The following is a 25,253-nucleotide window of genomic DNA, read 5'->3' as shown; positions in this document are numbered from 1 at the left end:
TGCGATCTCTCGCAGCAGACGAAAGCAGATCAATGACGAACATGTTCACGATCGCCGTAACCGGGCAATCTCTTATCAAGCATGATATCCGCGGCGTGCGAAGTCCGGGATTTCAGGACGTGCAAGACGTACTGTCCAAGGCCGATTTTTCGTTCACCAACTTTGAGAGTACCATCCTTGGAAGTCATGGTGGATGGCCACTGAAAGGTACGTTCTTTGGGTGTAGCCAGCCGGTCGTTCTGGACAGCCTTCAGTCCCTGGGATTCCAGGCACTGTCACTGTCGAACAATCATGCATTCGATCTGGGTCCCTCCGGGATACTTTCCACCCTGGAGGAGGTCGATAGACGCGGCTTTCTTCATGCGGGTATCGGGCGAAATCATACGGCCGCTGCCCGCGCTGCAACAGGCTCGTTCGGCGGCCGAAACGTAGCTCTGATTGCCATGGACGGAGGCCCAGGACCAGACTTCATGTATGCTGCAGACGCCGCCAATGGTCGTCCGGAACGTCCGGGCGTCAATCGTCTGAAGCTCACGAAAGTGATAGACGTGGATACCGACGCCTTCGAACAATTGCGAACGGTCCGCGACAAGGTCGGCTATACAACAATGGACCTGGGCAACGACAGCCAACCAGACGATACCCCCTACGTGGAGCCCGAATCGGAAGTCAGTATTGCTCGTGCAGTTTTCAGACGTTCCGACCGGTTTGCACGAAGTATCAAGATTGATGAAGAGGACATTTCGCGAAACCTCGCCGCAATATCATCATCCGCAGAGGCAGGATGCCTGGTTATCGCCTACCTGCACCATCACCATTGGGCCTCTGACTGGTATCAGGTCCCTGAATGGGTCGGCGCCGTAGCGAAGCGATGTATCGATGCCGGGGCAACTATGTTCGTCAGCCACGGCGCCCCGGTCCTTCAGCCTGTCGAGATCTACAGAAGCAGACCAATCTTTTACAGCCTGGGCAATTTCATCTTTCACGTAAAGTCCGAGAAATCGCAATGGAGGGCCAGGGAGGTATGGGAGAGCGTCATTGGTTTGTGCTCGTTCGACGCAGACGGCGCGCTAGCGGGAATGACGTTTCATCCAGTCGTTATCGGAGGTAGCGAAGCGTCGAACAACGAAGCCCTGGAGCACCGTCTTGCCCCGGAAGTGGTACGTGGAGCTGATGCCGATCGCATTCTGCATCGCTTTCGAGACCAATCCGCAAGGTTTGGGACTGAGATCAGAGTATCTGAAAATATGGGTTCGCTGGAATTCTAGTTCAGGAAGGATCAAAAGGTCGAGGGTCGTGTCGGAACTTGGTTTGCACAACCTCGCTCGCCATCGGCGAATCTTGATGAAGTCCCATTCAAAAGCACGAGGAGTTCCTCCATGGACGGGCCATGAAGTCTCTAACGACAGCGCAGGCCGGGACGCATGGGCTCGTATCCAGCCTGAGATCGATCCATCAGATACCGCGAGACACGAGATCACTAGTCTCCCGCGTTTCGCAATTAGCTTGCAACTCGGCCAAAACGAAATAGCACCGGACGCCGCGAAACCACTATGCAAAAATTATTCCTTGCATCATATCCTATTTATTTATATAGGATCCTATAGGAAAGATTGATGTGCAGACATATTCCCCGAGAAAGACATGGAAAATGGCTTTCGGCAATCGCATCAGCGGTACGTTACAGTCCAACGATGATAGTGGCGGCGCCAATGCAAAAAAAGGTGCTCACCCGTGCAGAAGGTTTCTGCAGAGGCGGCTTTGACCTCTGCAAAAACTTTTCCAAAGAGGACGCCCTAGCTTGCCACACAGCTAATTTTACGAAGTCGCTACCGCGTGGCAACCGATTGTCGACACGCAGTCATAGACTAATGAGGAGAGGTATTGTGAAAAAGGTCTCCACGCTATGGGTGTTGCTTTCAGTCGCTTCCGCAGCGTTCATAACCGCCGTATCCACGGGCGGAGCGGGAGAAAATGTCTCACCCGTCTATGGCGTCAGTCTTCCCGAGGGCTACCGGAATTGGCGCGTCATAACGGTTGCGCACGAGGCAGGCCAAAACAATGACATCAGGGCGATCCTTGGGAACGACATCGCCTATGAGGCCTTCCGCAACCGCATGCTTCCGTTCCCGGACGGTTCGGTGATCGTCCGGCTTGCTTATGAGTTTAAGTCATCGCCAGAGAATGACGCAGTTTTTCCAGCACCGCAGTCGTTCGTGGCCGGCGCCCCAACAAACGTACAGATCAGCGTCAAGGACTCGAAGAGATATTCTGAAAGTGACGGCTGGGGCTATGGGCAATTCGAGAACGGGATTGCGAACCCGAGTGTACCGTTGGTGAACTCTTGTTACACCTGCCACCAAAAGCTGGACCGCTCGAAGGATTTCGTTTTCAGCCACTACTCGCCGTGACTCAATGCAAGCCTGCTGTGCGAGAGTGGCTCTGGTGTTCCCGGCAATTACCGACTTGCCGCTCAAGCTGGCGAAACGCCCAAAGAGGGTGGAATTCTGAGTGATGATAACTGGATGGCGCAAGGCCTCGGCTATAATGTCGCCTGACTTCCACGAGAGGTCACTCGTGGTGTAGGAACCGGTGCTGCTGGTCATCCAAGCCGCTATACTTCGCACGCCATTTGTAAAAACTGGCACTGCTGATACCATGCTCTGCATAAGTCGGGCGCCGGCATGCCACCTTCCGCCTGGCGCAACACGGCCACGATTTGGGCTTTGCTAAATCGGCTCTTCTTCATCAAAATCTCCTCAAGCATCTTGCCGAGAAAATTCTACTTTTGAAGCCCCTTATTCGCGGGGAGGATTACCATCAATCCACGTTAACATGTGTGCATCGTAGAACGATGCATCGAGCACAGCCTTAGCATCGACCCATCCATCATCGTTGGCGGAATACCACCAGTCACCCCACCAGTTCTGCACACGAATTGCGTCTCGACACTTTTTTCCCTTACAAACCTGTCGATAGCCGACAACAGCGACCGCATGATATTTGTCGCAGTCTTCACTCTTCCTCGCGACCAGTGGCACCTGGGCGCAGAACGCGAGTCCGAGAGGATAACCACCCTTGAGCACATCCTTTATCATCGCTATCGAGCTCAGATAGTCAGCCTTCTCATTTTCGTTGGGAAACACTTTAAAATAGTAAGGTCTTCTGAGCCGCAACATCTCGTTGTTACTCCAGCATTTCTTAGGAACAAGAACATGATCCAAAAACCTTGAAAACGACTCAGAGTAAAGTCCTGAGATTATATCCTCATCGGTAGCAATTAAACTGAAGCGGCTTTTAGCAGTATTACGAATATCATTCGCGAATAACAGACATTTTTCGCAACTATCCTTGCCTGTATTTTTCAGGACTTCGGTGTAATTATTGTATTTTTGCTCAAGCAACGCGAACATTTCGTGGTCTTTTTGCTGAGATTCTGCACTCACTTCAGTTGGTATAATCTGCGAAGTAGGGGCGCAGCGTTCATTGGTGACTTTTTGGACCCCGTTAATCAGATTGCTGAGCGTGTAGGCAGGGTCGCCCCCTTCTTTCAAGCCCCGGTATCTTGTTCGCTTATTGAAGTGATCCGTTGCCACGGTATTACTGTACCTCGACATATCAACCATGGAGGCTCGTTTTTCGTCTGGAGCCTTTGCGCATTCGGCGATATTTTCATCGCGACAGTAAGCATAATCGAACAAGTATGAAACAGTAGCAGCGTAGCAAATACCAAAATTTCCTTGGTTCCCAGATTTCGGCAGATTTCCCAGCGATATCAAACTACCTTTTAATTCAGTGAATTCTTTATCTAATACATTCAAATTGTCACTAGCTGAAGAAACTATCGGATTGAATAGAAAAAGTCCCACCCACCCGATGAAGAGAGCTATTCCAAATTTCCGAGCTAGAGATATTTTCACGTCTGATCGTCCGCCTGATTCAATATAAATGACTACGAGTGTTATTGCTTCGCTGCACGAAAGGTCGCAGATTCCGACAAATATCGATTATGGGCTTGTTATGAAATTATTCGCTCCTCGAGCATTGAGTGAATGTGTTGTTTTGCAATCACTTCAGTAGCCTTCACTCCAGACTTTCGAGACGATCGGCGCTCTGGTACGCGAGAGTCCTCAATCGGTTCCTATCGCGTTCACATTCAAACCTCGGTAAGCGGGCTTTGGCTATCGTCCAAGCTTCCTCCATAATCAGACGTTTCAACATCTCTTGCGATCCCGTAAGTCGTTCGATAGATGACGATGTTTGGTTCAAAGCTTCATTGTAGTCACCGATATATTTCGTCTCACGGCAAATATCCAACAGCAATCCCCAGAGAAGTACCTGACTGACATCCTGCACAATGGACATTTCGAAATCTGAACGAACTTGAGATATAGCATTATGTGGTGCCGTCAGCACTAAATTGATTGCAATGAACAGAAGCTTCATAAATTTTCTCTACTTTTAGCGCTAGTGGAATTCCCAGCCTTTACCTTCAGTGTATCTATATGCACGTTCAACGAAGACGGCATCATATCTTCGCCATCTGATAAATTACCGACGTGCATCATCTGTTCCTGGTGACCCGACGGGTTCTCGGGGTCGAGAGATTTTTTGAACTATTCTCCGCAACTTCAGACAAAAGGGCATGCTGTGTCCTCGCCACGCGCATCACTGCCAAAACCTCCTCTCCCTGCAGATCCACCCTCTCGAGCAATTCCCGATGCAGTCGCAAAGATGCGGCCCTGTCGCGTTCGAAAATCTCTTTCGACCTCGCAAAGCTGCTCGCGCAGAACGCCGTCGATCCTCATCATCAAACGAGCATCCAAGTGCTTGATCTCGTCCAGTCGTCGATCGCCAACATCGCCGAAAGATGCCAAAAGCTCCCCATTCCGTGCGCTTGCTCCATGTCGATGGCAATCCGCGTGGCGCGATGAAGATCAGACCCCTCGCCTGCGGTGGCTCCGTCGTCATACTCCCCGAGGAAAATCTCTTCCGCGGCGATGCCAGCCATGAATAGCGCGATCATATCCAGATAACGCTGGCGGGTCCCATGGTTCTGTCGCAATCTGGCAAACGTCCCTCCGTCGCTTTTGAGCGAGGCTTCATTTATCTGAGACGATCGGTATGCCGATGGAGTCGACAGGCCGTTCATGATGATGTTGTTGATCGCGGCGGTATCGATGGCGGGGACCATGGCCTCACGGACGCGACGATCGGTCATCGGGTCCTTGTCGAGAGCAATCGTCGGGCTCTTGGCACGCTGGTCGATCGCGACCACGACGTTCAAGAGGCTCGGCTGGGTGAGGACCTGTAGCGGTCGTCCGCCTTGCCGAGACAGCAGCCGATGGGAAGGCTGGGATAGCGGCGAACGACGCGATCAATCATTTTTCGCGGTGCCGCATTCAGTCCTCTGCGATGCATAGTCATAACCGCACATGTACCATAGGCCGCTAAACCATGAGCAGAGCGGGTTCTCCATTGCGTACCATATCGGCAGGACCAGCAGATCGTCAGTGCACGCTGATGCCAAGCACGAGGTCAGCGACAAGATGCCGTTCTCCGCGGCGTACTGGGACGCCACTCTACCGACAGTCGGGCGGGTCGCTCCACCGCGACAAACGCCTACTCCGCAAGGGGATCAGGGAACTGATCCCGCACAGCCGCGGCAGCGCTGCCGAACAATGGCGTCACGTTTGATCCATCCTGCGGAACGGCGGACAGACTGCTCCGACGTCGCCGCCAGAATGCCTCGGTTTCCGCAATCTTTTTCCTGAAACCCGCTTCAGGGCTGTAGTATGGGGGACGCTCCGGTCGCTTCACGCCATAAGCGGCACTCAGCCGGTCGATCAAAAAGAGCGCGTCCAGCCCGAGCCTTGAAAAATCCTCCTGCCGGTGCTGGAAAAAGTCACCATTACCGGGAAGAGAAAGATCAAGAGACTGCAAACCGTCGACCACGTTTTGTACGCGGTTAGGAAGCCATTGCAATTCTTCAGCGAGTTCCTGCTTGATCTCGCTCCAGTCCACGTTCGATGGCAAGACGAAGAGCGGGCTGTCGGCGTGGAAAACGAACTCGCCAAGGTCGTTCGGATTAAATTCGGGTGTATCGTGGACGGCCATATAGGCCTCCCCGACAAAATCATCCAAAGCGAGGATTGTCCGCATAGCAATGTCGCGCTGCATTGACGGCTTTGGGTGACGAACCAACCGAAGGCGTCGAGAAAGCCCCACGAGTATCGCTCCACCCAATCCGAACAGGACGCCCATAATTGCGATCAAGCTTCCCAAGACCATCGTGCCTTGCGCCGTTTCAAAAAATTGCATGAACAAGCAATCCTCGTTGGAGCCGGTCATCGGTGACGGCTATCAATACAGATATAGATACTCAGTCCCTCGTGAAAAAGACGGAGTGCTTTACTTATTCCAGTGGCGAATGGGGTTCGAGATGACCGAGTACAATTCTGTCGCTTCGTCCAGGTGGATCATTTTGGATTTCGGATAGCCTTCACTCAACTTGCCAGATCGCCCCTGAAGATGGCGCATTGTGTCAAAACGTGAAGCGCCACCGTCTCCGCTGCCGTTCAAGAATACGGATTTTGATCGCTGCTGAAGGTCAGAAAGCACCGACATTCGCCCAGACGCTTGCGTCCGTTGCGGCATTCTCGGTCACGGCTGACAGCAGGGCCCTGATCCGTCATCAAAGCGTGAAGACGCTTCTGTGCTCCTCGTTCCGAGCAATTTCGGCGCGCCGGCGGATGTAAGACAGTGCTCAACACTCCACATCGTCGGCGGCGCAATCTTGATCGCCACTACGATAGCGCAGGCTAAGGTTCCGTTTTTTTGCGTGGTCAGGTCAACCATCCGTCGAGTTGTGCGTTCCTGACGTGTTGAACACTTGATTGGATCAAGAATGCCTCAGACAATCCATTTTGAAACTCTGGCGAAATCGGGATACGTCGCCCGCGGGGTCGTATTCCTCCTCATCTCAGGCTTGGCCCTGTTTTCCGGGGTGGCCGGCGAAAACTCGGACTCAAAGTCGGCGCTGACAACGCTGCTGGAGCAGCCGTTTGGACGCATTTGGGTAGGCCTGATTGGCCTGGGACTCTTTGGGTTCGTCGCATGGCGACTTGCACAATCCCTCTTGGACAGCGATGGGCACGGCTCCAAAGCTCGGGGAAGGATCACCAGGGCAGCGCTGTTTGCGAGCGCGGTGACGTATTTCATTCTCGCTGTCTATGCACTGGGCCACGCTGTTGGCATGGGGAGCGGAACGGGAGGATCCGGGGAACGAAGTGCGGCCGAATGGATCATGTCGCAACCCTTCGGCCCCTATATCGCCATCGCCGTCGGCCTGGGCTTCGTTGTCGGAGGTGGAATTACGGCTGCCAAGGGCATCCTGCGTAAGTTCGAAAGATATCTCCACGTCCCTGCCCGGCAAACTGTCACGACATGGATCTGCGTCTACGGCCTCGTTGCGCGAGGAGTGGTTTTCGCGACGACCGGACTACTGTTCATATATGCTGGGATTGAAGTGGATGCCAACCAGGCCGGAAGCATGGCCGACGCTCTTCAATGGCTCCGCCGGCTACCCTTCGGATCGGTGATTTATGTTTTGATCGCCGCAGGACTGGCAGCTTTCGGCATATACAACCTCATCGAGGCACGCTATCGGATCGTGAGAGGTCCCGACCTGTCCGAGATGAAGGACGCCCTGCCAAAGTTGCCATAGCCTACAGGCGGCGCAGATCGTCTACGAAGGCTGACAGAGAAGCATCCACTTCTTGTTCTTGGAACCTATGTTGGTGGCGGCTCCCTTCGACAAGGGAGCCAGCGCCCAGAGCATTGAGGGTTCAACGCTTCAGGAACGATCGTTTGTGGGCAATCCCATCGTGACCGCATGCCCTTCCAACACCCGCATTCGGAACCGTATGATGGAGAGGAGGCGCTGTCATTGGAGAAGAGTGAAGCCCATTGGATCTTTGAACAATCTTGAACATTTCTTTGCATAGGCTTCGTTGTCACAAACGAGAAACAGTGGCCAACTGCTCGCGAAAATAGCGAGGAAGGCCAAGATGAGCAAAGCAGTTCATCCGCCGGATGGAACAAGCCGTCCGACCCGTTTCCGCAACGCCGCAACCATGATCGATGCCGCCGGCGCCAGTTTCCAGGCGGCGCATTACCAGGGCATAATGGCGCTGTATGCGGCACCCGCGTCAGGCCGCACGGTTCGGCTCACGGCGGAAGATCGCGACATCACCGATTTCGTCCGCTGCTCCTATCTCGGGCTCGACAATCATCCGGCAATCGTCGCGGGTGCTCAAAAGGCCGTGCACGATGCAGGCACCCTGCACTGGTCCTGCGCCAGAACACGATTGAACTTCAGCATCCTGGGCGAACTTGAAGAAAACCTGTCGGATCTGTTTCAAGCCCGGGTCATCACGTTTACCACCGTGCTGGCTGCCAATATGAGCGCCCTGCCTCTGCTTGCATCCGGCCATCTGACCGGCGGCGTAAGACCTCTTGTCGTCTTCGACCGAGCCGCCCATGCAACGCTTGCCCAGCACAAGGCGACGGTCGCCGGCGAAACCACGGTGGAGACCAGCCGGCACAATGACATGATCGCGCTGGAAGCACTCTGCCGAAGTCATCCTTGTGTGGCCTATGTCTGTGATGGCGTCTACTCCATGGGTGGCAGCGCGCCGTTGAAGGCACTTCGCGCGCTGCAGGAGCGGTATGGCCTCTTCCTCTATATCGATGATGCCCATGGCATTTCGCTCTTTGGCGAGAACGGTGCGAGCTTTGCCCGGTCCGAATTCACCGAGCTTGGCGACAGGACGATTGTTGCCGCCTCGCTTGGCAAGGGGTTCGGTGCGTCCGGCGGCGTTCTGATGCTCGGCACGGCTTCCCAGGAACTGCTGTTTCGCCGCTTTGCGGTAGCTCATGCGTTTTCAGCATCAATGAACACAGCGGCGATCGGGGCAGCGGAGGCGTCGGCGGCCATCCACAGGAGTGGCGAACTGAGAGAGCGGCAGCAGGCACTTCAATGCAATCTGTCACTGCTCGACCAGTTGCTGCTGACCCGTGACAGCACAAGAGACCTGCCGATCCGTACCATCCGTTTCGGCGACGAGCTGATTTCGGTCGCCGTTGCCCGGCAGTTGCTGAAGCTCGGCTTCCACACATCAGCAATTTTCTTCCCAACGGTGGCACGCGGCGACGCCGAATTGCGCATTTGTCTGACCGCATCGCATACAGAGGCGCAAATTCGCGATCTCTGCATGGCGATCGAGGTGATAAGAGCTGAGATCCGCGATGCTCATGCGTGACCAAAGAGAAGACGACAATACACCAGTCCGATTGTCGCCGGTGCAGCTCGTCTGCTTGCGCTGGTCGGCTGGAGGAAAGACGATGAAGGAGGTGGCGATGATCGAAGGCATCAGTGTGTCGGACGTCTCCTTTCACCTGAGCAATGCCCGGGGAGCGCTGGGCGCCGTCAGCATTGCCCAGGCGATCACCACTGCGACCCGGCTCCAGCTGATCTGAGTGCACGGCACACGAACGACGGAATAGAACGACCATCCCCACCGAAACTATGAAATGTGCGAGTAGACGGAGCACAACCTTTGTCCTATCGATTGGCTATGAAATCGAGCCTTGAGCACCTCCCGGAAAAGAAACAGCGTGAGCTTGCTCGCGTCGTCGAGATCATCGAGGAAGAGTTTGCCGACGCGCTTTCCGGCGCCGAAGCCGACTTCAAGAAGCGTGGCCGCATCCTCAAGATCATCCTCTTCGGATCTTACGCAAGGGGCACCTGGGTTGACGAACCGCATACGATGAAGGGCTACCGGTCCGACTACGACATCCTCGTCATCGTCAACACGGGCAAGCTCGCCGATCGGCAATATTGGGACAAGGCAGAAGATCGGCTCTTGTGGGATCCGGCCGTAAAAACACCGGTCGGCCTGATCGTGCATGGGCTACGCGAGGTCAACAAGGCGCTTAACGATGGCCAGTATTTCTTCGCAGACATCCGCCGCGAAGGCATCGTCCTGCATGAAATAGACGATGGACCGCTGGCTGAGCCTCAGTATCTCACTGCAGATCAAGCTCACAAACTGAGCGAGGGGCATTTCAATCAACAGGGACAGGCGACGTGGGAATTTGCGGAGCTGGCTAAAATCGCCTTTGAAAAAGGATGGCAGAACAGATCGGCCTTTCTTCTGCATCAAAGTGTCGAAACCGCCTACTCCCGCCTTCTTTTGACGCTAACCAACTACAGTCCTCCCTCGCATAATCTCAAATTCCTGCGTGGATTGGCCGAGGACCTAGATCGCAAGTTGGTGGAAGTCTGGCCTCGGGATCAGCACAGATTTACCGCCTGGTACAATGTGCTCAACGAAGCCTACGTGAACGCGCGCTACTCCGAACATTTCGAGATCAGCGATGAGCGCTGTCCTGGCTAATTGATCAAACGCAGTTACTGCAGGCGACCGTTGAGATAATTTGCCGGAATCATCTGGCAACCCTCGAAGCGAAAACCCGTTGATATCCGGCAAGCGTTCTCTTACCCGGATCAAATCCGCATGCATGCGTGATCCGGGGCCAGCAATGAAGAATATCGGAGGCATCAGCATCGCGACGGCTGCAAGCCGTGATGCCGGGAATTCTCGACACGCCAGGGACCGGTTAAAACGGTAGCCGCAGGAGCCTCAGCATAGCGACCCGAAGGGAGAGGCGGGATCCGACTGCCCCCGGGCCTGGCGTTCCGCTTGATACCCGCATGTGCGGCCATACCAAGAATGGGCGCTGTACTTTCAGCCGGCTGTGGTTGAAGGGTTGAAGTCGCGGCGGTTTGGCACCGATGACCGCGGCCTATTCTGCCGGTGTCCGGTCACAGGATGCATCGCACCAAGAGGGATATCCGAGGGAAATGATTCAATTAATACGTTCAGTGCTGGCGAATTGCAGCGATTTACCGTATTGACGCGCGTATCGAGTTTCGTAGGTTCAGTTCGGGACAGCCATCAATGAATTCGAAGCGAACATGCGACATCGCCGGCGTCCTGCTGGCGCTCACCATTTTTGCCGTACCCATGTTTATCCTTGCGCTTGCCGTACGCGTCACATCTCAGGGCCCGGCGCTTTACTGGTCGTTGCGCGTGGGGCAAGGCAATCGCTTGTTTTCGATGCCGAAGTTCCGCACAATGCGCACTAACACGCCCGTAGTCGCCACTCATCTTCTGGATGACGCCGCACGGCATCTTACGCCTATCGGCAGTTTCCTACGCAAAACCAGCCTGGACGAACTTCCGCAGCTCTGGTGCATTCTGAAGGGAGATATGAGTTTCGTCGGCCCTCGTCCGGCGCTTTTCAATCAGGATGACCTCGTCGCCGCACGCACGGCTCAGAATGTGCATTTGCTGCTGCCGGGACTCACAGGCTGGGCCCAGGTAAACGGCCGAGATGAGCTGGCGATCCCGGATAAGGTCGCGCTCGACGCCGAATATCTCAAGCGGCGGAGCTTCCTTTTTGATTTGCGCATTCTGGGCCTGACCGCCGTAAGGGTAGTGGGCGCCACTGGCGTCAAGCATTAGTAAGTTGAGTGAAAAAATCATGCTAGAGTCCGAATCGATCAACCAGCTTCTGGTCAAGCGCATCAGAGAAAGTATCATCAAGACACCTCGCCTCTGGAAGCGGGTCTTTATGATCAGCATTGATGTCATCGCACTGATGTTTGCCCTGTGGGCAAGTTATGCGATCAGGCTATCCGTGTGGACGCCGGCGATCACGAGCGAACGCCTGCTGCTCGTAGCATGTGCGCCCGTGGTGGCGATCCCCATATTCATCAGGTTGGGCCTTTATCGGTCCGTGATCCGCTATCTGCCGGAAGCTGCGATCTGGACCATCATCAAGGCTATGCTGATTGCCACGATGAGCTGGGTTATTATTATCTTTCTGATGGAAATGGCGGGCCACGGCATTGTGCCACGCTCCGTCCCTTTCCTTTACTTCATTCTCGGAACACTCTTGATCGGGGGCACACGTTTTGCAGCAAAATGGATCCTCGTGTCAGGCACCGGTCTGAGCCGCGACGAGGAGCCGATCTTCATTTACGGCGCGGGTCCAGCCGCCGCTCAACTCGCACACGCCCTCAGAGGCCACGGCAATCGCTACGTGATGGGGTTGATCGACGACGACCCAACCAATCACGGGCGGGACATCGGCGGCTACCGTGTCTATCCGGCTAGCGACCTGCCGTCATTGGTCGATCGCTACGGCATTCAGGAAATCGTTCTCAGCATGTCTTCCATACCAATGGACAAGCGCCACTCAGCGCTCGGACGCGTTACAGGCCTCGGCGTGAAGGTGCGCAGTCTGCCAGACATTTCGGACCTCGTGGACGGCCGCTATGTCGTCAGCCAGATCCGCGAAATTGAGATCGACGAGCTGCTCGGTCGCTCCTTCGTGCCGGCCGACACGGAATTGCTCGATCAGGCGATCGCCGGCAAGATTGTTATGGTCACGGGCGCCGGCGGCTCCATCGGCTCGGAACTCTGTCGCCTCATCATTCGCCGCAAACCGAAGAACCTCATCCTCTTTGAAGCAAGCGAGTATGCGCTCTACCGCATAGAACAGGAACTCCTGACGGCGGGAAACCATACGGTCGTTCCGGTCCTCGGCTCAGTGACAGACACCAAGACGGTCGAGCGGGCGATCCGGACCCACAATGTTCAGGTGCTTTATCACGCTGCAGCTCACAAGCATGTGCCTCTCGTTGAAGCGAATGTGCTTGAAGGAATCCGCAACAACGTTTTCGGCACATTGACCGTGGCGACGACCGCCGCTCAGCAAAACGTCGAAAGCTTCGTGCTGATCTCGTCCGACAAAGCGGTCCGGCCGACGAATGTTATGGGCGCGACGAAGCGCTGGGCTGAACTCATCGTGCGGCAGATGGCGATCGAGGCGCGGGGGAGACCCGAGAAACAGATTTTTTGCGCCGTCCGCTTCGGCAATGTAATCGGGTCGAACGGATCTGTTGTGCCGTTGTTCAAGCAGCAGATCGCCAAAGGCGGACCGGTTACTATTACCGATCCAGATATGACGCGTTATTTCATGGCGATCCCTGAAGCCGCAGAATTAATCGTTCAGGCGGGGGCACTCTCGGCTGGGGGCGATGTCTTCCTATTGGACATGGGCGAGCCAGTCCGCATCGGAGACCTAGCGGAAAACATGATCCGACTGGCCGGTTTCAACGTCAGAGACGCCAACAACCCAGACAGCGGCATAGCCGTCGAAGTCGTTGGGAAACGCCCGGGAGAAAAACTTTTTGAAGAACTGTTCTACGATCGCAACAATGCCAAATTGACTCGTCATCCTAAGATTATGCGTGCCGACTCGACTGCTATCGCCAACTACGACATCGCCGCATGGCTACGAAAACTCGAACATGCGATTGCCTCGGAAGATGAGGCTCAGGCTAGGGCACTTTTGTTTGCCCTGATTTCCGAAGATGAGATACCGGGTGAGGCAGTCGATCATGACTGAAGGCACTAAAATGACGTTGAGCCTCGACGAGAAGTGTTGAAAACGTACAGGTCTCATTTAAAATTCGGCTCGCGCTGATGAGCGTGAGGAATTGTCGGCGTAACTTGCGTAGTCCGCTTGCCTGCAGACCCTTTAAAGTAATTCCCGTCAGGGCAATGACCGCATCACTGTGAGCGTCGCCCACTTGATGAAATTGGATCAGATTTTATGGGATTGACCTTGGTAACAGGAGCCTCAGGCTTTGTCGGCTCGCACCTCATGCAGGAGATGACGCGACGCGGCCTGCCGGTTCGTGGTGTCACCCGGGGAGCGGCGCCGGGCCTGATCACCGTACCTTGGCATGGCCCCGAAATGGATTGGAGCAACTGGCTTAGGGACGTCGACACCGTCGTTCACCTTGCGGCGCGCGTTCATGTCATGCGGGAAACCGCATCTGACCCGCTCTCTCTGTTTCGGGAGACCAATGTCACCGCGACGGTGAATCTCGCCCGCCAAGCGGCCGCGGCCGGCGTACGCCGCTTCGTATTTGTCAGTTCCATCAAGGTGAACGGTGAACGGACCGAGCCCGGCAAGCCCTTTTCCGCCGACGACCCGCCGAATCCCCGAGACCCTTATGGAATTTCGAAAGCGGAGGCTGAATCGGGGCTAATGGCATTGGGTCGCGAAACGGGCATGGAGATCACGATCGTCCGCCCTCCGCTCGTCTATGGCCCGGGAGTAACAGGGAATTTTCGCAGCCTGATGAAGTGGGCAGCGAGCGGGATGCCGTCGATTTTCACCAAAGTGCCGAACAAGCGATCACTTGTTTACGTGGGCAACCTTTGCGATCTACTACTCACAGTGTTAGACCATCCGAATGCAGCCAACCGTATTTTTCTAGTAAGTGACGGGCGCGCTCTTTCGACACATGAATTGTTGACGAACTTAACAGTGGCGTTCGGACGAAAGCCAAATTGGCTTCCCATTCCCCCAGCCACAATCAAGGCACTCGCTCTTTTAGCCGGCAAAAGAGCAATGGCAAATCGTCTCCTAGAGAACCTTGAAATCAATATGGAGCAAAGCGTTACTGCACTTGCTTGGGCTGCTCCCTTCAACTGCTTGGTTGCATTGAGGTTAACAGCGCAATTAAACGGCAAGCCTGAATAGGACACGGTTCGAAGAATCCCTTCAACGGCAATCTAACGCTGAAACGCTCGCTTCGTTTCTTCCTGATAGAAATCGCTGAGACGCTTGCCGACCACAACTGACGAAAAGTCCGTTTGCACTCGCGCCTGAGCCCTTGATCCAAGCTCTTGAAGGAGGTGTCGATCATCTGCTAAATCACAGATTAAATTTGACAACGCAATGATGTCTCCGGCTTCGAAAAGAAGACCGGTCTCTCCATCAGATATCGAGTCCACCAAGCCTTTAATTTTAGACCCCAACGCCGGCACACCAACGGCTCCCGCATCGACGACTATGGAACCAAAGCCTTCACGATAGCTAGGAACACAGAGAAGATCGCTGACAGCAAGATATTCCTCGTGATTGCTGACTGAACCACGCTCTAATACACCGTGAAACAGTTCCGGTTCTTCAAACTTTAGCTGATCAAGCTTACCTTCAGTTTCATCGGGACCGATATATAGCAACTTGAGGTTCTCTCTCTTTTTTCGTGCCTGTGCGAAGCTTCTCAACATGTCAAAAGCACCCTTGTCTCGAGACTTTCGCGCGATATAGGCAACAACGAAATCGTTGTCAGCTATTTCCAGCGACATCCGAGATACCGGAGATTCTCGCAGCAGTCGGTCTGCATCAAACCTTTGCAGATCAACGCCGACCAGCGATCCTTTCCCAAGAACGCGTAGTGGACGTCCCTTATAATGAACCCCTTCCTGGAACAAGTGGCGGGACTGCGATGGACTATCTGTCAAACAAGACGTGTTGAGCCAAACTATCATCATATCGAGGTTGCGGTAGATCCAACGGGGAATCCCTTTTTTAGTGTCCCACACTTGACCAGTGAACGTGTGTAATCTGACGGGAACCCGAGCCAAGAAGGACGAAACAGCAGATATCATGCCTGCTTTAGGCATTATCGAATGGACTACATCTGGTGAAATCTTTCGGCACAACCTGTAAATCTCGTATGCAGCTATGAGATCCCGCAAGGGATCAGCTTTACGTGCGATGCGAATGTCCACGAAGCAGACACCAGGATATTGTGACGCGTAACGTGAGACACCGTCTCCAGCGACCGTTACTTCAAATTTTTCTTTCAAAGCCCTCAAGATAGGCCCAAGGTGCCAAGGAACGCACTCTGCAACTGTGACAACCCTTAAAACCTTCAGCCGTCGATTTTCTGTCACGTATTATTCGCCCTATAATAACGAACGAGATCTGCCACGCCGCGCTCGGTAGTGGTCACTGTTTTGTAGCCAAGCTCCTGTTCTATTCGGGCTGTGGAATAACGGGCGAAAGATGTCAGAGCATCCACGCGCGAAACCTTCAAAGGCCAATGGGGTATTACTTGCAGCATTTCTGCAGCCAATCTAACAGGGGCCTCGGGAAGCCGCAATCGAGGCGGTCGAGTACCCAGGACTGTCGCCATCCACATGACCATCGCTTCCATTGTACAGTACTCAGATACAATATAAGTCTTTCCAGATGCCTCTGCCTGACCACAGAGAGACAATGCATGAACGACGTTGTCAACGTGAACATAATTTGCCGAGGCGCCCGGTCTTCCAATGAAGAAAAAGATGCCCTTGTCGATCATTCGCAGCATCGCAAACATGGACTGGTTTGGCATGCCGGCGCCAAAGACGATTGTCGGTCTCACTATGGAGTAGGAAAACGCTCCCTGGTCACCAGCAGTTGCTACAAGATGGTCGGAAGCTACTTTCGTAATTTCATAGGCTCCATTCGGCCTGACATCGTCGTCATCTGTCACCACACCTGCACGTCTCGTCCCATAGGCCCCTGTGCTGCTTAGCTGAACCCATCGGCGAACTTTTCCCGCAGCCGCGTCTATGAGGCGAGCCGTGCCATCGACATGAACAGCTTCCATCAATGAGGGGCGGGTGATCTCACCAGCGCAATGGAAAAGAACGTCGGCCCCTTCCACGAAGTCCCCTAGCGCGGATGAAGACGCAAGGTCTCCCATCACGTATTGCGCTCCAGGAAGCCGCGGTTTCTGCCCATCCTCATCTCTAGTTAAAATCCTGACCTTGTTACCCTCAGCCAGAATTGCAGATGCTAGCTTCATACCGATGAAGCCAGTGCCACCAGTGATCGCTGCGAGCATCAATATCTCCCCAACAGAAACAGAAAACGCATAATGAAACTGTCGATCCTCGACTGGCGTGAAACGGGAGGACTGAGGAAGAGACTAACGCGAGCTTTCCAGGTCTTCTTCCCGTCCACCACGCGCTCAAGAATCGAGCGGTGTGAGCGACTAAGCTTGCTTTTATAGCACTCAAGAAATGCCTGGGCCTGTCGAGACAACGGATGTACTCCCCCGCCCTGCGTAATGTACCTGCGCCAGCGCCTGCGGAAATCGTCAATTGGACCTACTGCGGCCCCGATGGCGTTGCCTCCATGTTGGCGGTATTTGATCGACGCTTCCGGATCATAAATGATCCGGCCAAACGCTGAACAGTACATGTATAGCCACCAGTCGTGCATAACGACATCATAGGGTTCTCGCGCCAATACCTCACCAATAACCACACTCTTGATCGCCACAGTACATCCCGTCGCAATGTTTTCCACAACCGCGTTTTCGAACGAGAGTAGGCGAGGTCGACGTGAATAACTAAGGTGCCTCAGCTGGCTGTCGACGTACTCAAGACGACTGCAGTAGAGGACGATCTCCTCAGTGCAGCCCTCCATCGCTGAAACCACGCGAGCAATCTTGTTCGGGTACCAGTAGTCATCCTGATCTGCGAACATGTAGTACTGATGCCCGGGTGCACGACGAAGCAGCTCGAAAAAACTTTTCGCCGCACCTAGCCGCTGCTCAGACGCAATCAACTGGATGTCCAATCGACCTTTATATCCCGCTATCAAGTCCAAGGTATTATCGGTCGAACCGTCATCTCTTACGTAAACGCGGAACTGCCTGAAGCTCTGCATGCACAAGCTTTCGAGGAATTCCTCCAAATATGCAGAGCCATTATACGTCGCAAGCAATATTGCTACGGGGTATCGATTATCTTGTGACATCAAATGTTCCGGCAGCTTTACTCACCTCCACGGATATCCATAACGACAGGAGGATAGAGAAGATAAACATTCCCGTGAAACTGAAAAACACAGGGTTGGTATGGATCTGACAAAGGTAGCCGACGAAAGCTGGAAGCAGCGCCAGTGCGAGTCCGGCGTCGGCGCTGAGTGACCAAAGACGATAGCTGACAAAGGCGAGAAATCCACAATAGAGACCAAACCCAACGATCCCGAGTTTCATCAGCAGAGCGAACGGAACCATCTCATACAGAAAAGGACGTTCTTGATGTCTAACTAGGTCCGGGATGTATGCGCCGTAGCCGTGGCCAAACCAAGGCCGCACTCGCCACATTTCCAGAAGCTCTCGGGACTTGACCTGAGACCCAATTTCCCTCCAGTTTTCGAGAGAGTCTTGGGTTTTCAATCTGGCCTCATGCGGCCTGTTTTTCCATAGCCATTTTCGTTGCGAACTCGCTGGGGGTGATATTGCCCAGCGACGAGTGGGGTCTGTTTCTGTTGTAATCCTCCTTCCATGCAGTGATTGCGGCGCGGGCCTGAGCGAGCGACGAGAACAGCGTCTCATTCAGGCACTCGTCGCGGAAGCTGCCGTTGAAGCTTTCAATGAGGCCGTTTTGCATCGGCTTGCCGGGGGCGATGTAATGCCATTCGACCTTGGTCTCCTGGCACCATTTGAGGATGGCCATGCTGGTCATCTCCGTGCCGTTGTCCGAGACGATCGTCCTCGGTTTTCCGCGTCTGGCGATGAGACTATCCAGTTCACGGGCAAGCCTTGCGCCTGACAGGGATGTATCGGCGACCAGGCATAGGCATTCGCGGGTGAAGTCGTCGACAACCGCCAGCACCCGGAAGCGGCGACCGTCGGTGAAGGCATCGCTGACGAAGTCCAAACTCCAGCGCTCGTTGGGGCGTGACGGCAGAGCCAGGGGACGTCTCGTTCCCAAGGCCCGCTTTCGGCCGCCGCGTTTGCGCACCGTCAGCTTCTCCTCCCGATAGAGACGTCGAAGCTTCTTCAGGTTCATGACGATCCCCTGACGGTCGAGCATCACGTGGATACGGCGATAACCGAAGCGGCGGCGCTCGGACGCCACCTTTTTCATTGCCTCCCGAATGGACGCATCGTCAGGCCGCACGCTGCGATATCGCATGCTCGACCGATCCACCGATAGAACCTCGCACGCCCGACGCTGGCTTACTCCATGCTGCGCACAGACGTGAGCCACCGCATCTCGCTTCACATCGGGCGTCACCATTTTTTTGCAGCGACATCCTTCAGGATCGCATTGTCCAGCATGGCCTCGGCGAGCAGCTTCTTCAGCTTGGCGTTCTCGTCCTCAAGCGCCTTCAGCTTGCGGGCATCCGACACGTCCATGCCGCCATACTTCGCCTTGTATTTGTAGAAGGTTGCATCCGAGATGCCGTGCTTGCGGCAGACATCGACGGTCTTCGCGCCAGCCTCCTGCTCCTTCAATATCCCGATGATCTGTTCTTCCGTGAACCGTGAACGCTTCATTCGTCCGTCTCCTGGTTGTGACGGACTCTACCAAATTCTGGAGGAAGTTCAGGGTCTCAGGTCAGACTGTTTAACACGATCGACCATCCCTTCTTCCTCCGCAACCGAAAAGCCTTCTGCCGCGACATTCACTCGCGCCAAGATCGAGCTCGGCTCGCCAGTGAGGAAACTAGCAACATTGGTAAGCGCTACCGCGAGTAAAAACGCCAGCAGAGAGATCACCACGACACGGCTCCGAACAAGCCGCCCGCGCCACGCGCGTCGTCTCGGAACTACCACCGCTAGAAGAAGCACAAGGGCTCCCAAGATCAAGGCCAGCCAGATCCCTCTTGTAAAGGAAACTATAACTGCAATCGCCATGAGTGTCTGCACGAGCATGAGAACAGAAGATTTTCGAACGACATGCGGCGCAAGAAACATACACGGCACAAACCAGTAGGAGCTAATCCATACAATTCTGGTGTACCACACGCCCGCATTCCACTGCCTAAGGATGTTCACGCCTTCATTTGTGCCGAAGATCATCGTTTCTGCATTTTCGATCACCTCCTGCGGAACCGGATGTACCAGTAGGAAAAGCCAGATGCAGGTCTGGATGCCTGCGAGAACCGCCACCATGGTGACTATCCAGCGGATCCAATCGATCGAAAGGTAAACTCGCTCACGATAAGCAACGAACACCAGCGTGAACACGAGAGGCACGAGCAGTGACTGAGCATCCAGGGCTGCAAGCGAGAGGCCAGGCGCTCCATCATGGAAGATGGAGCGAAGCACCCAAACGAGATTGATCACCGCAAACAACCCGGGAGCAAGAACGATAGGGTGCGCTCGGACGAACTGCAGAGCTGCCGCTGGTCCACGTCGTATGAGCTCGATCAGCGAAGCGACAACCAGGACGGCGAGAAGGAGGTGGCGCTCCCCTCGACCGACGATTCCCAGCGGCCCCCCGAATACGATGCTGAACGTGAGGAGCAACAGAGCCGCAGCCGTAACCCTCTCGCGGAGGAAAGGGGTCGGCTTTTGCACCACTTCCCCTAGCATTGTCGCAGCTCGGCAAACTGTCTCTTTTCTATGAGACGGACCAACGGCGAAAGTGATTCGATGTTCTCCTTGGGCAGATAAACCGTAAGCTTGTAGGATGGACTTTCGTTGAGTAATGCAAAGACCGCCACCATGCTCTCTCCCACAACGATCTCGCCAGAGAAATCCTGCAGCGACCTTTCCAGAGCCACGTCCGCCCCCGCCACCTCCTTGCCTTCAGAACGCGGAAGAACCTGCTTGTTGACATTTGAGTGTCGAACGAGAAGCGTCCCGTTTTCATTCAAACGCAACTCGCTGGCCACGCGCGCGATCGGCGGCGATTCCACGATCAAGCGCCGTGTCGCGCTCAAGTCAATCATTTGTCGGCCCGACCCAGAGAGCACGCCGATGTCTGCGACCCTCTCCACGTTAAACCGACTCAGCCAACGGCCAAGTTCCACGTCATACCGGAACGTATAGAACGTGGTACCAGCGGCAAATTTCTCGGGCTCAACATTTCGCGGCACATTTCGCAATGTATCCAGTCCGTCGTCGATCAGCGACGTTTTCCTCGCAAATGTAAGCAGCCAGAGTATGGACCGGCCGAACCGGTGGTGAGGCAAACAGAGTTCTGCGTTTCCCAAAATGCAATACCTGATCAGCACGAGCGCACACAACCAGCGATGGGTGAACGGAACACAAAGAACCCCTCGCCGCTCCAATTCCTCCACATCGCAACGGTCGGAGTTGTAGACAACGATCGTCTGCTGTTCCTCCGTCTCTCGCCCGAGCAGCGCGTGAACGATAGCCACCGTTACTTGGTTGGCACACACCATCAGTCGGGTTCGCCCCACAAAATGCCGCCATAGAACCCTCTGCGAAGCCTCGATTGCCTTCGACGTTTCTCTCAAATTACACTCCAGTACTGCGCTTTGCAGAACGATTCTCTTGCTTCATCCTTACGTCGAACTACGCGCTCATCGTACGAAAAATTCTGTCAGGATCTACGAAGCCCTTCGGATCGGGCTACCAACGACCTCTGCTCATCAACAATCTATAGAATTTCCGCAGGTAAGGGATCTGGGCAATCGACCTCCTCACAAGATAACGCGCGACTGGTATGCGCCTTACTTGCATCCAAGCCACTTCTTCAGTTGTGCGAGATGTCTTAGTGCTCACTTCGACCGATGATGCTGGCTTGACCGCTACGAGACGTACTGATTTCGGATGATGTGGAGGGCAGTGCTTCTCAATCCTTACCACTTCGTAACCCGCCAGCTCTGCCATTCGCTCCAGAGTTCTCGTGGTGAAGTGAAAAAGGTGAGCAATGTGAAGGTCCGCCAGACTGTTGTATTCATCTGCATCTGGAACATCGACATAGACTATTCCACCATCCCTCACCCTCGTTCTGATTTCTCGGAGCAAGGTCTGTGGATTTATGGAGTGCTCTAGAACATGGCTCACGACGATGGCATCAAAATCGCCATCTAGTTTATCAAGACTTGAAACAACCTCCGCGCCAGTGGTTTGCTCAGCGAATTTGGCGAATTGCTCATTTGGTTCCACACCTAATAGGCGCCCCTCATAACCTTCGTTCCGCAAGGCGCTAAACAACGCCCCTTCGCTGCAACCTAGATCCAACAATCGCTCAACATTATGCACCTTCGTATGCAACATCAGGAACTTCGCCGTGTACGCAAGACGAACATCTTTCCTTGTGGCGCCAATATATTCACTGCTAGGAGTGGTGGTATTCTGATAAAATCTCCGATAGTCTTCCCTATAAAAACGGCCAAGAGCATCCTCATCAGGGCGCGGATTCGTTTGCAATAGTCCGCACTCGTCACAACCGACAGTCTTAGTCCCCATTGCGTATCGGTCGTTTGACTTCAGCAACGTGAAAGCAAGCCCTCCACACAGTGAACAGGGCCGAACCTCTCCGGACAGATATTCCAGCTTCATCTTTTGATCTCCAATCGAGATATTTTCAGCTCTAACGTGACAAGAAAGAGCAAGATATTCATAACGAAGTAGGTGCTGGTTGCAGCAGCCAAACCCAACACCCCGTAGGAATGGAAGAATGCCCACTTCAGCAGGAGACCTACCGAGAAACCGATGACCCCAATGTACACCGGCGTATGCGTATCGCCCATCGAATAGAAAACGTGCACAATGGCTGCACCAGCAACGCTGGCGAAAAGAAAACCTCCTAAAGCCGCAATGAGCGTCAGCAACCGTACCGAATCATCTGCATTTAAAGAGAACGCCCGCGATATGACCAGAACAATCGCGTCAGCGCCGAAATATGCAGCGCTCACGACGGCCACGGTGATCAACAATATAGAGAGAGTAAAGCGGATATATAGATATCGAGCTTCTCGATAGCGACCGGCATCGATTAGTCGCGACATTCTCGGCGCAAGGGGTACGACCGCTGAACGCTCCAATACGGTGGCGAAAGCAGTAATAAAAAGCTGCGCCAGGCTAAGGAGCGTAATGGCGCCAGCATCGGCTAGCGACCCCCAGTAACGATCTACGACCGGGGATGTTTTGTAAATTGACGCTCCCAACAGCAATGGACGCATCAATTTCCAAGAATTACGATCACGTAATCCGTCTTTCACGAAAATCGGCGGCCATTCCGCTAAGTGAAGCTGAATGACATAGATGGTCACGACTCGCCCAAGCGTGATCCAAGCTGCCGCTGCAAGTCCCCAACGCGGCACGAGTACATAGACCATACACAGCGCAACTAGGGTTGCAGCCAATGCCACAGCTTCCCCTATGAAGTAACGCTCCTGCGCCCTCAACGCAATGAGCAAAATTGAAGACTGTGTTGCAACAGCAAATGTACAAAGAAGAAAAATACTGTAGAAAATAGCCTCATGGTGCTGCTTCGGTGTAAAGCCGGGAAATAGAATTGGCAACCATATGCTTACAGTAGTACCGAGAAAGACCAAGAGGGCTCCTCCGAGAAGCGCGCTTTGGCCATTAGCCGTGCCTAGTTCTAGGCGCAGCTTGTTATCCTCTTTCGTTAGGAGGGAAAATCGTGGCAGCCAGACGCTTTGAAGAGCGCCAATCAATATGGCGCCAACTACAGTGGGGACAGCTTGCGCTGCCAGGTAAGCGTCTGTATTGGCACCCACGCCGACAAATTTTACGATGAGCAACTGCATCAGCATTTGAACCAGAAGCTGTGCAGCAGTCACTATCGCGAGATAAGCACCTCGTCTCATTCCGTGACATTCATACTAAACCACGCCTGCCTGCAAAAGTTGTCGCATGTTCAGCGCCCCCACGAGCACGCCGTCGCTGTCGACCACGGGCAGAGCCGATACCTTCCAACGTTCCATCAGTTCTACCGCTGCTACGGCCAATTGATCGTCGGCGATGGTCACGAAGGTCTTTGTCATCACATCGGAAATACAGGTTGCCTTGATATCAACATCGCGATCCAAGCATCGCCTCAGATCGCCATCCGTGAATACGCCAACTGGCTTTCGCACCGCATCTATTGCCACCAAAAATCCCATTCCGCTTTGTGACATTGCATATAGGGCATCTTTAACCATCTGATGCGGCGTCGACATGGGCGCCGCGTCTATATCAGCCATGACATCTTTGACAGCCACGAGGAGACGTCGTCCCAGTGTGCCATGTGGATGCGTCTGCGCAAAATCATTGGGGCTGAAATTCGCTGCCTGCAGCAGACAGATCGCGAGCGCGTCTCCTAGAGCCAATGTTAGCGTCGTGCTCGCTGTCGGAGCCAATCCGAGCGGGCAGGCTTCCTTCGGCACAGCTGTCGATATGACCACATGCGCATGAGCAGCCAACGGAGAAGCACGATCTCCCGTCATCGAGATCACCTTCACGCCGTTCCGCTTGAAGTATGGTATTATCCGCAGGATCTCATCACTTTTTCCCGACTGGGAGATCGCGATCACGATGTCGCCACGGGCAACCATACCCAGGTCGCCATGCCCCGCTTCAGCGGGATGAACAAAGAAGGATGGCGACCCCGTGCTAGCCAGAGTCGCCGCAATCTTTCGCGCCACGTGGCCTGACTTGCCCATACCCATCACGACCACACGGCCACCCTGGGCGATGACGTCGCGGATAAGCTCGATGGCCTCCGCGAAGTCGTCGCTCAATACGTCACGTCCAGCTTTCAGAGCCTCTATCTCTATGTCGAGAACGGCTTTCGCCCGAGAGATATGCTGCACAATGGACGTCATATGACTAGGTTTTCGGCCGTTGCTGAACAAAAGTCATGCGATCACGTTCCGCGAACCATTCATCGGCGAAATGGGAATTCCTGTATTCGTCGAAATAAGGTCCACCTACCGTCCAATGAACGTTCTTAACATCCGCAGGCGGTTCATCATATTCTCCCACCAGCCAATTCCAACGAACGTTCAGTTCGCCAATCTCTTCATCCTTGAGCCAAGTAAACCGGTGCAAGTCTAGAGGTGTAGCGGTGTTAACGAAGTCCGCAGTAACTGCTTTATTGGAGGAGTGACCGCAATCCCACAGAACCACCGACGACCAGTTTTTCCGCGGATAGGCATATTGTACCGTATTGAGATACTTAATGCCTTCCTTGGGCTGATAATCGTGTTGGACAACATACACGGCCTTGCCGGGCTGCTCCTCCAACACTTCAAAGATCTCAGCGATATCGGTACGCATCATCTGGTCGCAGTCGACAAAGAGGGCGTGGCCTTCAAAATTGCAGAGGTGAGGCACCAGAAAGCGGGTGAATGAAAACTCGTTCGACTGTTTCGGATCACGTTCCCTTGTGAAGATTGATTCGAGATTTCTCAGATTAATGGGCACCAGCGCGACCGGACGGCTGCTCCTGGACAAGATAGAGTGAGCCATCGTGTGCCAAGCTACACTCTCGACTGGATCAAAACCTATGAAGACCTTTACAACATCTCTATGCATAACGGTT

General features: G+C 54.1%; 23 protein-coding genes and 3 pseudogenes. 9 read left to right on the top strand and 17 right to left on the bottom strand.

What is annotated here, in order from left to right:
- The first annotated feature begins 32 nt into the window (after nt 1-32).
- Together LQ231_RS24430 and LQ231_RS24425 are read left to right on the top strand one after the other, a co-directional pair.
- Entirely contained in the window at nt 33-1,268 is a 1,236-nt protein-coding gene (locus tag LQ231_RS24430) for a CapA family protein (protein WP_230174631.1), read from the top strand.
- A gap of 618 nt (nt 1,269-1,886) precedes the next feature.
- Nucleotides 1,887-2,411 (top strand): cytochrome P460 family protein, encoded by a 525-nt coding sequence (locus tag LQ231_RS24425; protein ID WP_230174629.1) that lies wholly within the window; start codon nt 1,887-1,889, stop codon nt 2,409-2,411.
- 96 nt (nt 2,412-2,507) lie between these two features.
- On the opposite strand, the pseudogene LQ231_RS24420 reads toward LQ231_RS24425, so the two are convergent.
- The 6 genes and pseudogenes from LQ231_RS24420 to LQ231_RS24395 all read right to left on the bottom strand — a co-directional run.
- Nucleotides 2,508-2,606: pseudogene (locus LQ231_RS24420) on the bottom strand (prevent-host-death family protein); the annotation flags it as partial.
- Nucleotides 2,605-2,749 (bottom strand): annotated as a pseudogene (locus LQ231_RS24415) (transposase); the annotation flags it as partial. The pseudogenes LQ231_RS24420 and LQ231_RS24415, both read right to left, overlap by 2 nt.
- Before the next feature lie 49 nt (nt 2,750-2,798).
- Entirely contained in the window at nt 2,799-3,920 is a 1,122-nt protein-coding gene (locus tag LQ231_RS24410) for a hypothetical protein (RefSeq protein WP_230174626.1), read from the bottom strand.
- Nucleotides 3,921-4,083: 163 nt separating this feature from the next.
- Nucleotides 4,084-4,446, bottom strand: coding sequence for a hypothetical protein (locus LQ231_RS24405; RefSeq protein ID WP_230174624.1), 363 nt, complete (start codon nt 4,444-4,446; stop codon nt 4,084-4,086).
- 364 nt (nt 4,447-4,810) lie between these two features.
- On the bottom strand, nt 4,811-5,278 hold the full coding sequence (locus LQ231_RS24400) for a hypothetical protein (RefSeq protein WP_230174622.1): 468 nt from the start codon (nt 5,276-5,278) through the stop codon (nt 4,811-4,813).
- Between the two features lie 344 nt (nt 5,279-5,622).
- The gene (locus tag LQ231_RS24395; protein WP_230174620.1) at nt 5,623-6,321 is read right to left on the bottom strand and encodes a hypothetical protein; all 699 of its coding nucleotides are present in this window, start codon (nt 6,319-6,321) and stop codon (nt 5,623-5,625) included.
- Nucleotides 6,322-6,907: 586 nt separating this feature from the next.
- Between LQ231_RS24395 and LQ231_RS24390 the strand changes: the two genes are divergently transcribed.
- The 7 genes and pseudogenes from LQ231_RS24390 to LQ231_RS24360 all read left to right on the top strand — a co-directional run bounded on the left by LQ231_RS24390 (nt 6,908) and on the right by LQ231_RS24360 (nt 14,688).
- A complete protein-coding gene (locus LQ231_RS24390; protein ID WP_230174618.1) occupies nt 6,908-7,726 on the top strand; it encodes a DUF1206 domain-containing protein in 819 nt (272 codons plus the stop codon).
- 343 nt (nt 7,727-8,069) lie between these two features.
- Nucleotides 8,070-9,323 carry an aminotransferase class I/II-fold pyridoxal phosphate-dependent enzyme gene (locus LQ231_RS24385; protein WP_230174616.1) on the top strand — a complete coding sequence of 418 codons (1,254 nt, stop codon included), beginning with the start codon at nt 8,070-8,072 and terminating at the stop codon, nt 9,321-9,323.
- Nucleotides 9,316-9,540 (top strand): helix-turn-helix transcriptional regulator, encoded by a 225-nt coding sequence (locus LQ231_RS24380; RefSeq protein ID WP_230174614.1) that lies wholly within the window; start codon nt 9,316-9,318, stop codon nt 9,538-9,540. The genes LQ231_RS24385 and LQ231_RS24380 overlap by 8 nt, the downstream gene beginning before the upstream one ends.
- Nucleotides 9,541-9,638: 98 nt before the next feature.
- Nucleotides 9,639-10,543, top strand: a pseudogene (locus LQ231_RS24375) (nucleotidyltransferase and HEPN domain-containing protein).
- A 481-nt stretch (nt 10,544-11,024) separates the two neighbouring features.
- Nucleotides 11,025-11,591 carry a sugar transferase gene (locus tag LQ231_RS24370; RefSeq protein WP_230174612.1) on the top strand — a complete coding sequence of 189 codons (567 nt, stop codon included), beginning with the start codon at nt 11,025-11,027 and terminating at the stop codon, nt 11,589-11,591.
- Between the two features lie 4 nt (nt 11,592-11,595).
- Nucleotides 11,596-13,542 (top strand): nucleoside-diphosphate sugar epimerase/dehydratase, encoded by a 1,947-nt coding sequence (locus LQ231_RS24365; protein ID WP_230174610.1) that lies wholly within the window; start codon nt 11,596-11,598, stop codon nt 13,540-13,542.
- A gap of 207 nt (nt 13,543-13,749) precedes the next feature.
- Nucleotides 13,750-14,688 carry an NAD-dependent epimerase/dehydratase family protein gene (locus LQ231_RS24360; RefSeq protein ID WP_230174608.1) on the top strand — a complete coding sequence of 313 codons (939 nt, stop codon included), beginning with the start codon at nt 13,750-13,752 and terminating at the stop codon, nt 14,686-14,688.
- Nucleotides 14,689-14,720: 32 nt separating this feature from the next.
- On the opposite strand, the gene LQ231_RS24355 is transcribed toward LQ231_RS24360, so the two are convergent.
- The 11 genes from LQ231_RS24355 to LQ231_RS24305 all read right to left on the bottom strand — a co-directional run bounded on the left by LQ231_RS24355 (nt 14,721) and on the right by LQ231_RS24305 (nt 25,246).
- Nucleotides 14,721-15,890: a glycosyltransferase gene (locus LQ231_RS24355; RefSeq protein WP_230174606.1), complete on the bottom strand. Its 1,170-nt coding sequence runs from the start codon at nt 15,888-15,890 to the stop codon at nt 14,721-14,723.
- Nucleotides 15,887-16,828, bottom strand: a complete 942-nt coding sequence (locus LQ231_RS24350) for an NAD-dependent epimerase/dehydratase family protein (protein ID WP_230174605.1) — start codon at nt 16,826-16,828, stop codon at nt 15,887-15,889. The genes LQ231_RS24355 and LQ231_RS24350 overlap by 4 nt, the downstream gene beginning before the upstream one ends.
- Nucleotides 16,828-17,748 carry a glycosyltransferase family 2 protein gene (locus LQ231_RS24345; RefSeq protein WP_290371386.1) on the bottom strand — a complete coding sequence of 307 codons (921 nt, stop codon included), beginning with the start codon at nt 17,746-17,748 and terminating at the stop codon, nt 16,828-16,830. Before LQ231_RS24345 ends, LQ231_RS24350 begins: the two co-directional genes overlap by 1 nt.
- Nucleotides 17,735-18,172, bottom strand: coding sequence for a hypothetical protein (locus LQ231_RS24340; RefSeq protein WP_230174603.1), 438 nt, complete (start codon nt 18,170-18,172; stop codon nt 17,735-17,737). The genes LQ231_RS24345 and LQ231_RS24340 overlap by 14 nt, the downstream gene beginning before the upstream one ends.
- A gap of 7 nt (nt 18,173-18,179) precedes the next feature.
- Nucleotides 18,180-19,279, bottom strand: a protein-coding gene (locus LQ231_RS24335) for an IS3 family transposase (protein ID WP_113144399.1) whose coding sequence is annotated in 2 segments (ribosomal slippage) — nt 18,180-19,027 and nt 19,027-19,279 — 1,101 coding nt in all. Because the reading frame shifts where the segments join, the coding sequence is not laid out codon by codon here.
- A 48-nt stretch (nt 19,280-19,327) separates the two neighbouring features.
- The gene (locus LQ231_RS24330) at nt 19,328-20,305 is read right to left on the bottom strand and encodes a hypothetical protein (protein ID WP_230174601.1); all 978 of its coding nucleotides are present in this window, start codon (nt 20,303-20,305) and stop codon (nt 19,328-19,330) included.
- An 8-nt stretch (nt 20,306-20,313) separates the two neighbouring features.
- Nucleotides 20,314-21,210, bottom strand: a complete 897-nt coding sequence (locus tag LQ231_RS24325; protein ID WP_230174599.1) for a hypothetical protein — start codon at nt 21,208-21,210, stop codon at nt 20,314-20,316.
- A 115-nt stretch (nt 21,211-21,325) separates the two neighbouring features.
- Entirely contained in the window at nt 21,326-22,261 is a 936-nt protein-coding gene (locus LQ231_RS24320) for a class I SAM-dependent methyltransferase (protein ID WP_230174598.1), read from the bottom strand.
- Nucleotides 22,258-23,535, bottom strand: coding sequence for a lipid II flippase MurJ (locus tag LQ231_RS24315; RefSeq protein ID WP_230174597.1), 1,278 nt, complete (start codon nt 23,533-23,535; stop codon nt 22,258-22,260). Before LQ231_RS24315 ends, LQ231_RS24320 begins: the two co-directional genes overlap by 4 nt.
- A gap of 15 nt (nt 23,536-23,550) precedes the next feature.
- Nucleotides 23,551-24,450, bottom strand: coding sequence for a KpsF/GutQ family sugar-phosphate isomerase (locus LQ231_RS24310; protein WP_230174594.1), 900 nt, complete (start codon nt 24,448-24,450; stop codon nt 23,551-23,553).
- Nucleotides 24,451-24,538: 88 nt separating this feature from the next.
- Nucleotides 24,539-25,246: a glycosyltransferase gene (locus LQ231_RS24305; RefSeq protein ID WP_230174593.1), complete on the bottom strand. Its 708-nt coding sequence runs from the start codon at nt 25,244-25,246 to the stop codon at nt 24,539-24,541.
- Nucleotides 25,247-25,253 lie beyond the last annotated feature (7 nt).

The sequence above is a fragment of the Rhizobium sp. CECT 9324 genome (assembly GCF_918741265.1).
Taxonomy (GTDB): Bacteria; Pseudomonadota; Alphaproteobacteria; order Rhizobiales; family Rhizobiaceae; genus Allorhizobium.
The sequence above is the reverse complement of the archived record's forward strand: the minus strand, read 5'-3'. Positions and strand labels throughout refer to the sequence as shown.

Bases quoted from the DNA above. Each gene is read 5' to 3' on its own strand.
- LQ231_RS24430 (WP_230174631.1), top strand. From the start codon at position 33: ATGACGAACATGTTCACGATCGCCGTAACCGGGCAATCTCTTATCAAG.
- LQ231_RS24405 (WP_230174624.1), bottom strand. From the start codon at position 4,446: ATGAAGCTTCTGTTCATTGCAATCAATTTAGTGCTGACGGCACCACAT.
- LQ231_RS24395 (WP_230174620.1), bottom strand. From the start codon at position 6,321: ATGCAATTTTTTGAAACGGCGCAAGGCACGATGGTCTTGGGAAGCTTG.
- LQ231_RS24390 (WP_230174618.1), top strand. From the start codon at position 6,908: ATGCCTCAGACAATCCATTTTGAAACTCTGGCGAAATCGGGATACGTC.
- LQ231_RS24385 (WP_230174616.1), top strand. From the start codon at position 8,070: ATGAGCAAAGCAGTTCATCCGCCGGATGGAACAAGCCGTCCGACCCGT.
- LQ231_RS24380 (WP_230174614.1), top strand. From the start codon at position 9,316: ATGCGTGACCAAAGAGAAGACGACAATACACCAGTCCGATTGTCGCCG.
- LQ231_RS24370 (WP_230174612.1), top strand. From the start codon at position 11,025: ATGAATTCGAAGCGAACATGCGACATCGCCGGCGTCCTGCTGGCGCTC.
- LQ231_RS24360 (WP_230174608.1), top strand. From the start codon at position 13,750: ATGGGATTGACCTTGGTAACAGGAGCCTCAGGCTTTGTCGGCTCGCAC.
- LQ231_RS24350 (WP_230174605.1), bottom strand. From the start codon at position 16,828: ATGCTCGCAGCGATCACTGGTGGCACTGGCTTCATCGGTATGAAGCTA.
- LQ231_RS24345 (WP_290371386.1), bottom strand. From the start codon at position 17,748: ATGTCACAAGATAATCGATACCCCGTAGCAATATTGCTTGCGACGTAT.
- LQ231_RS24320 (WP_230174598.1), bottom strand. From the start codon at position 22,261: ATGAAGCTGGAATATCTGTCCGGAGAGGTTCGGCCCTGTTCACTGTGT.
- LQ231_RS24315 (WP_230174597.1), bottom strand. From the start codon at position 23,535: ATGAGACGAGGTGCTTATCTCGCGATAGTGACTGCTGCACAGCTTCTG.
- LQ231_RS24305 (WP_230174593.1), bottom strand. From the start codon at position 25,246: ATGCATAGAGATGTTGTAAAGGTCTTCATAGGTTTTGATCCAGTCGAG.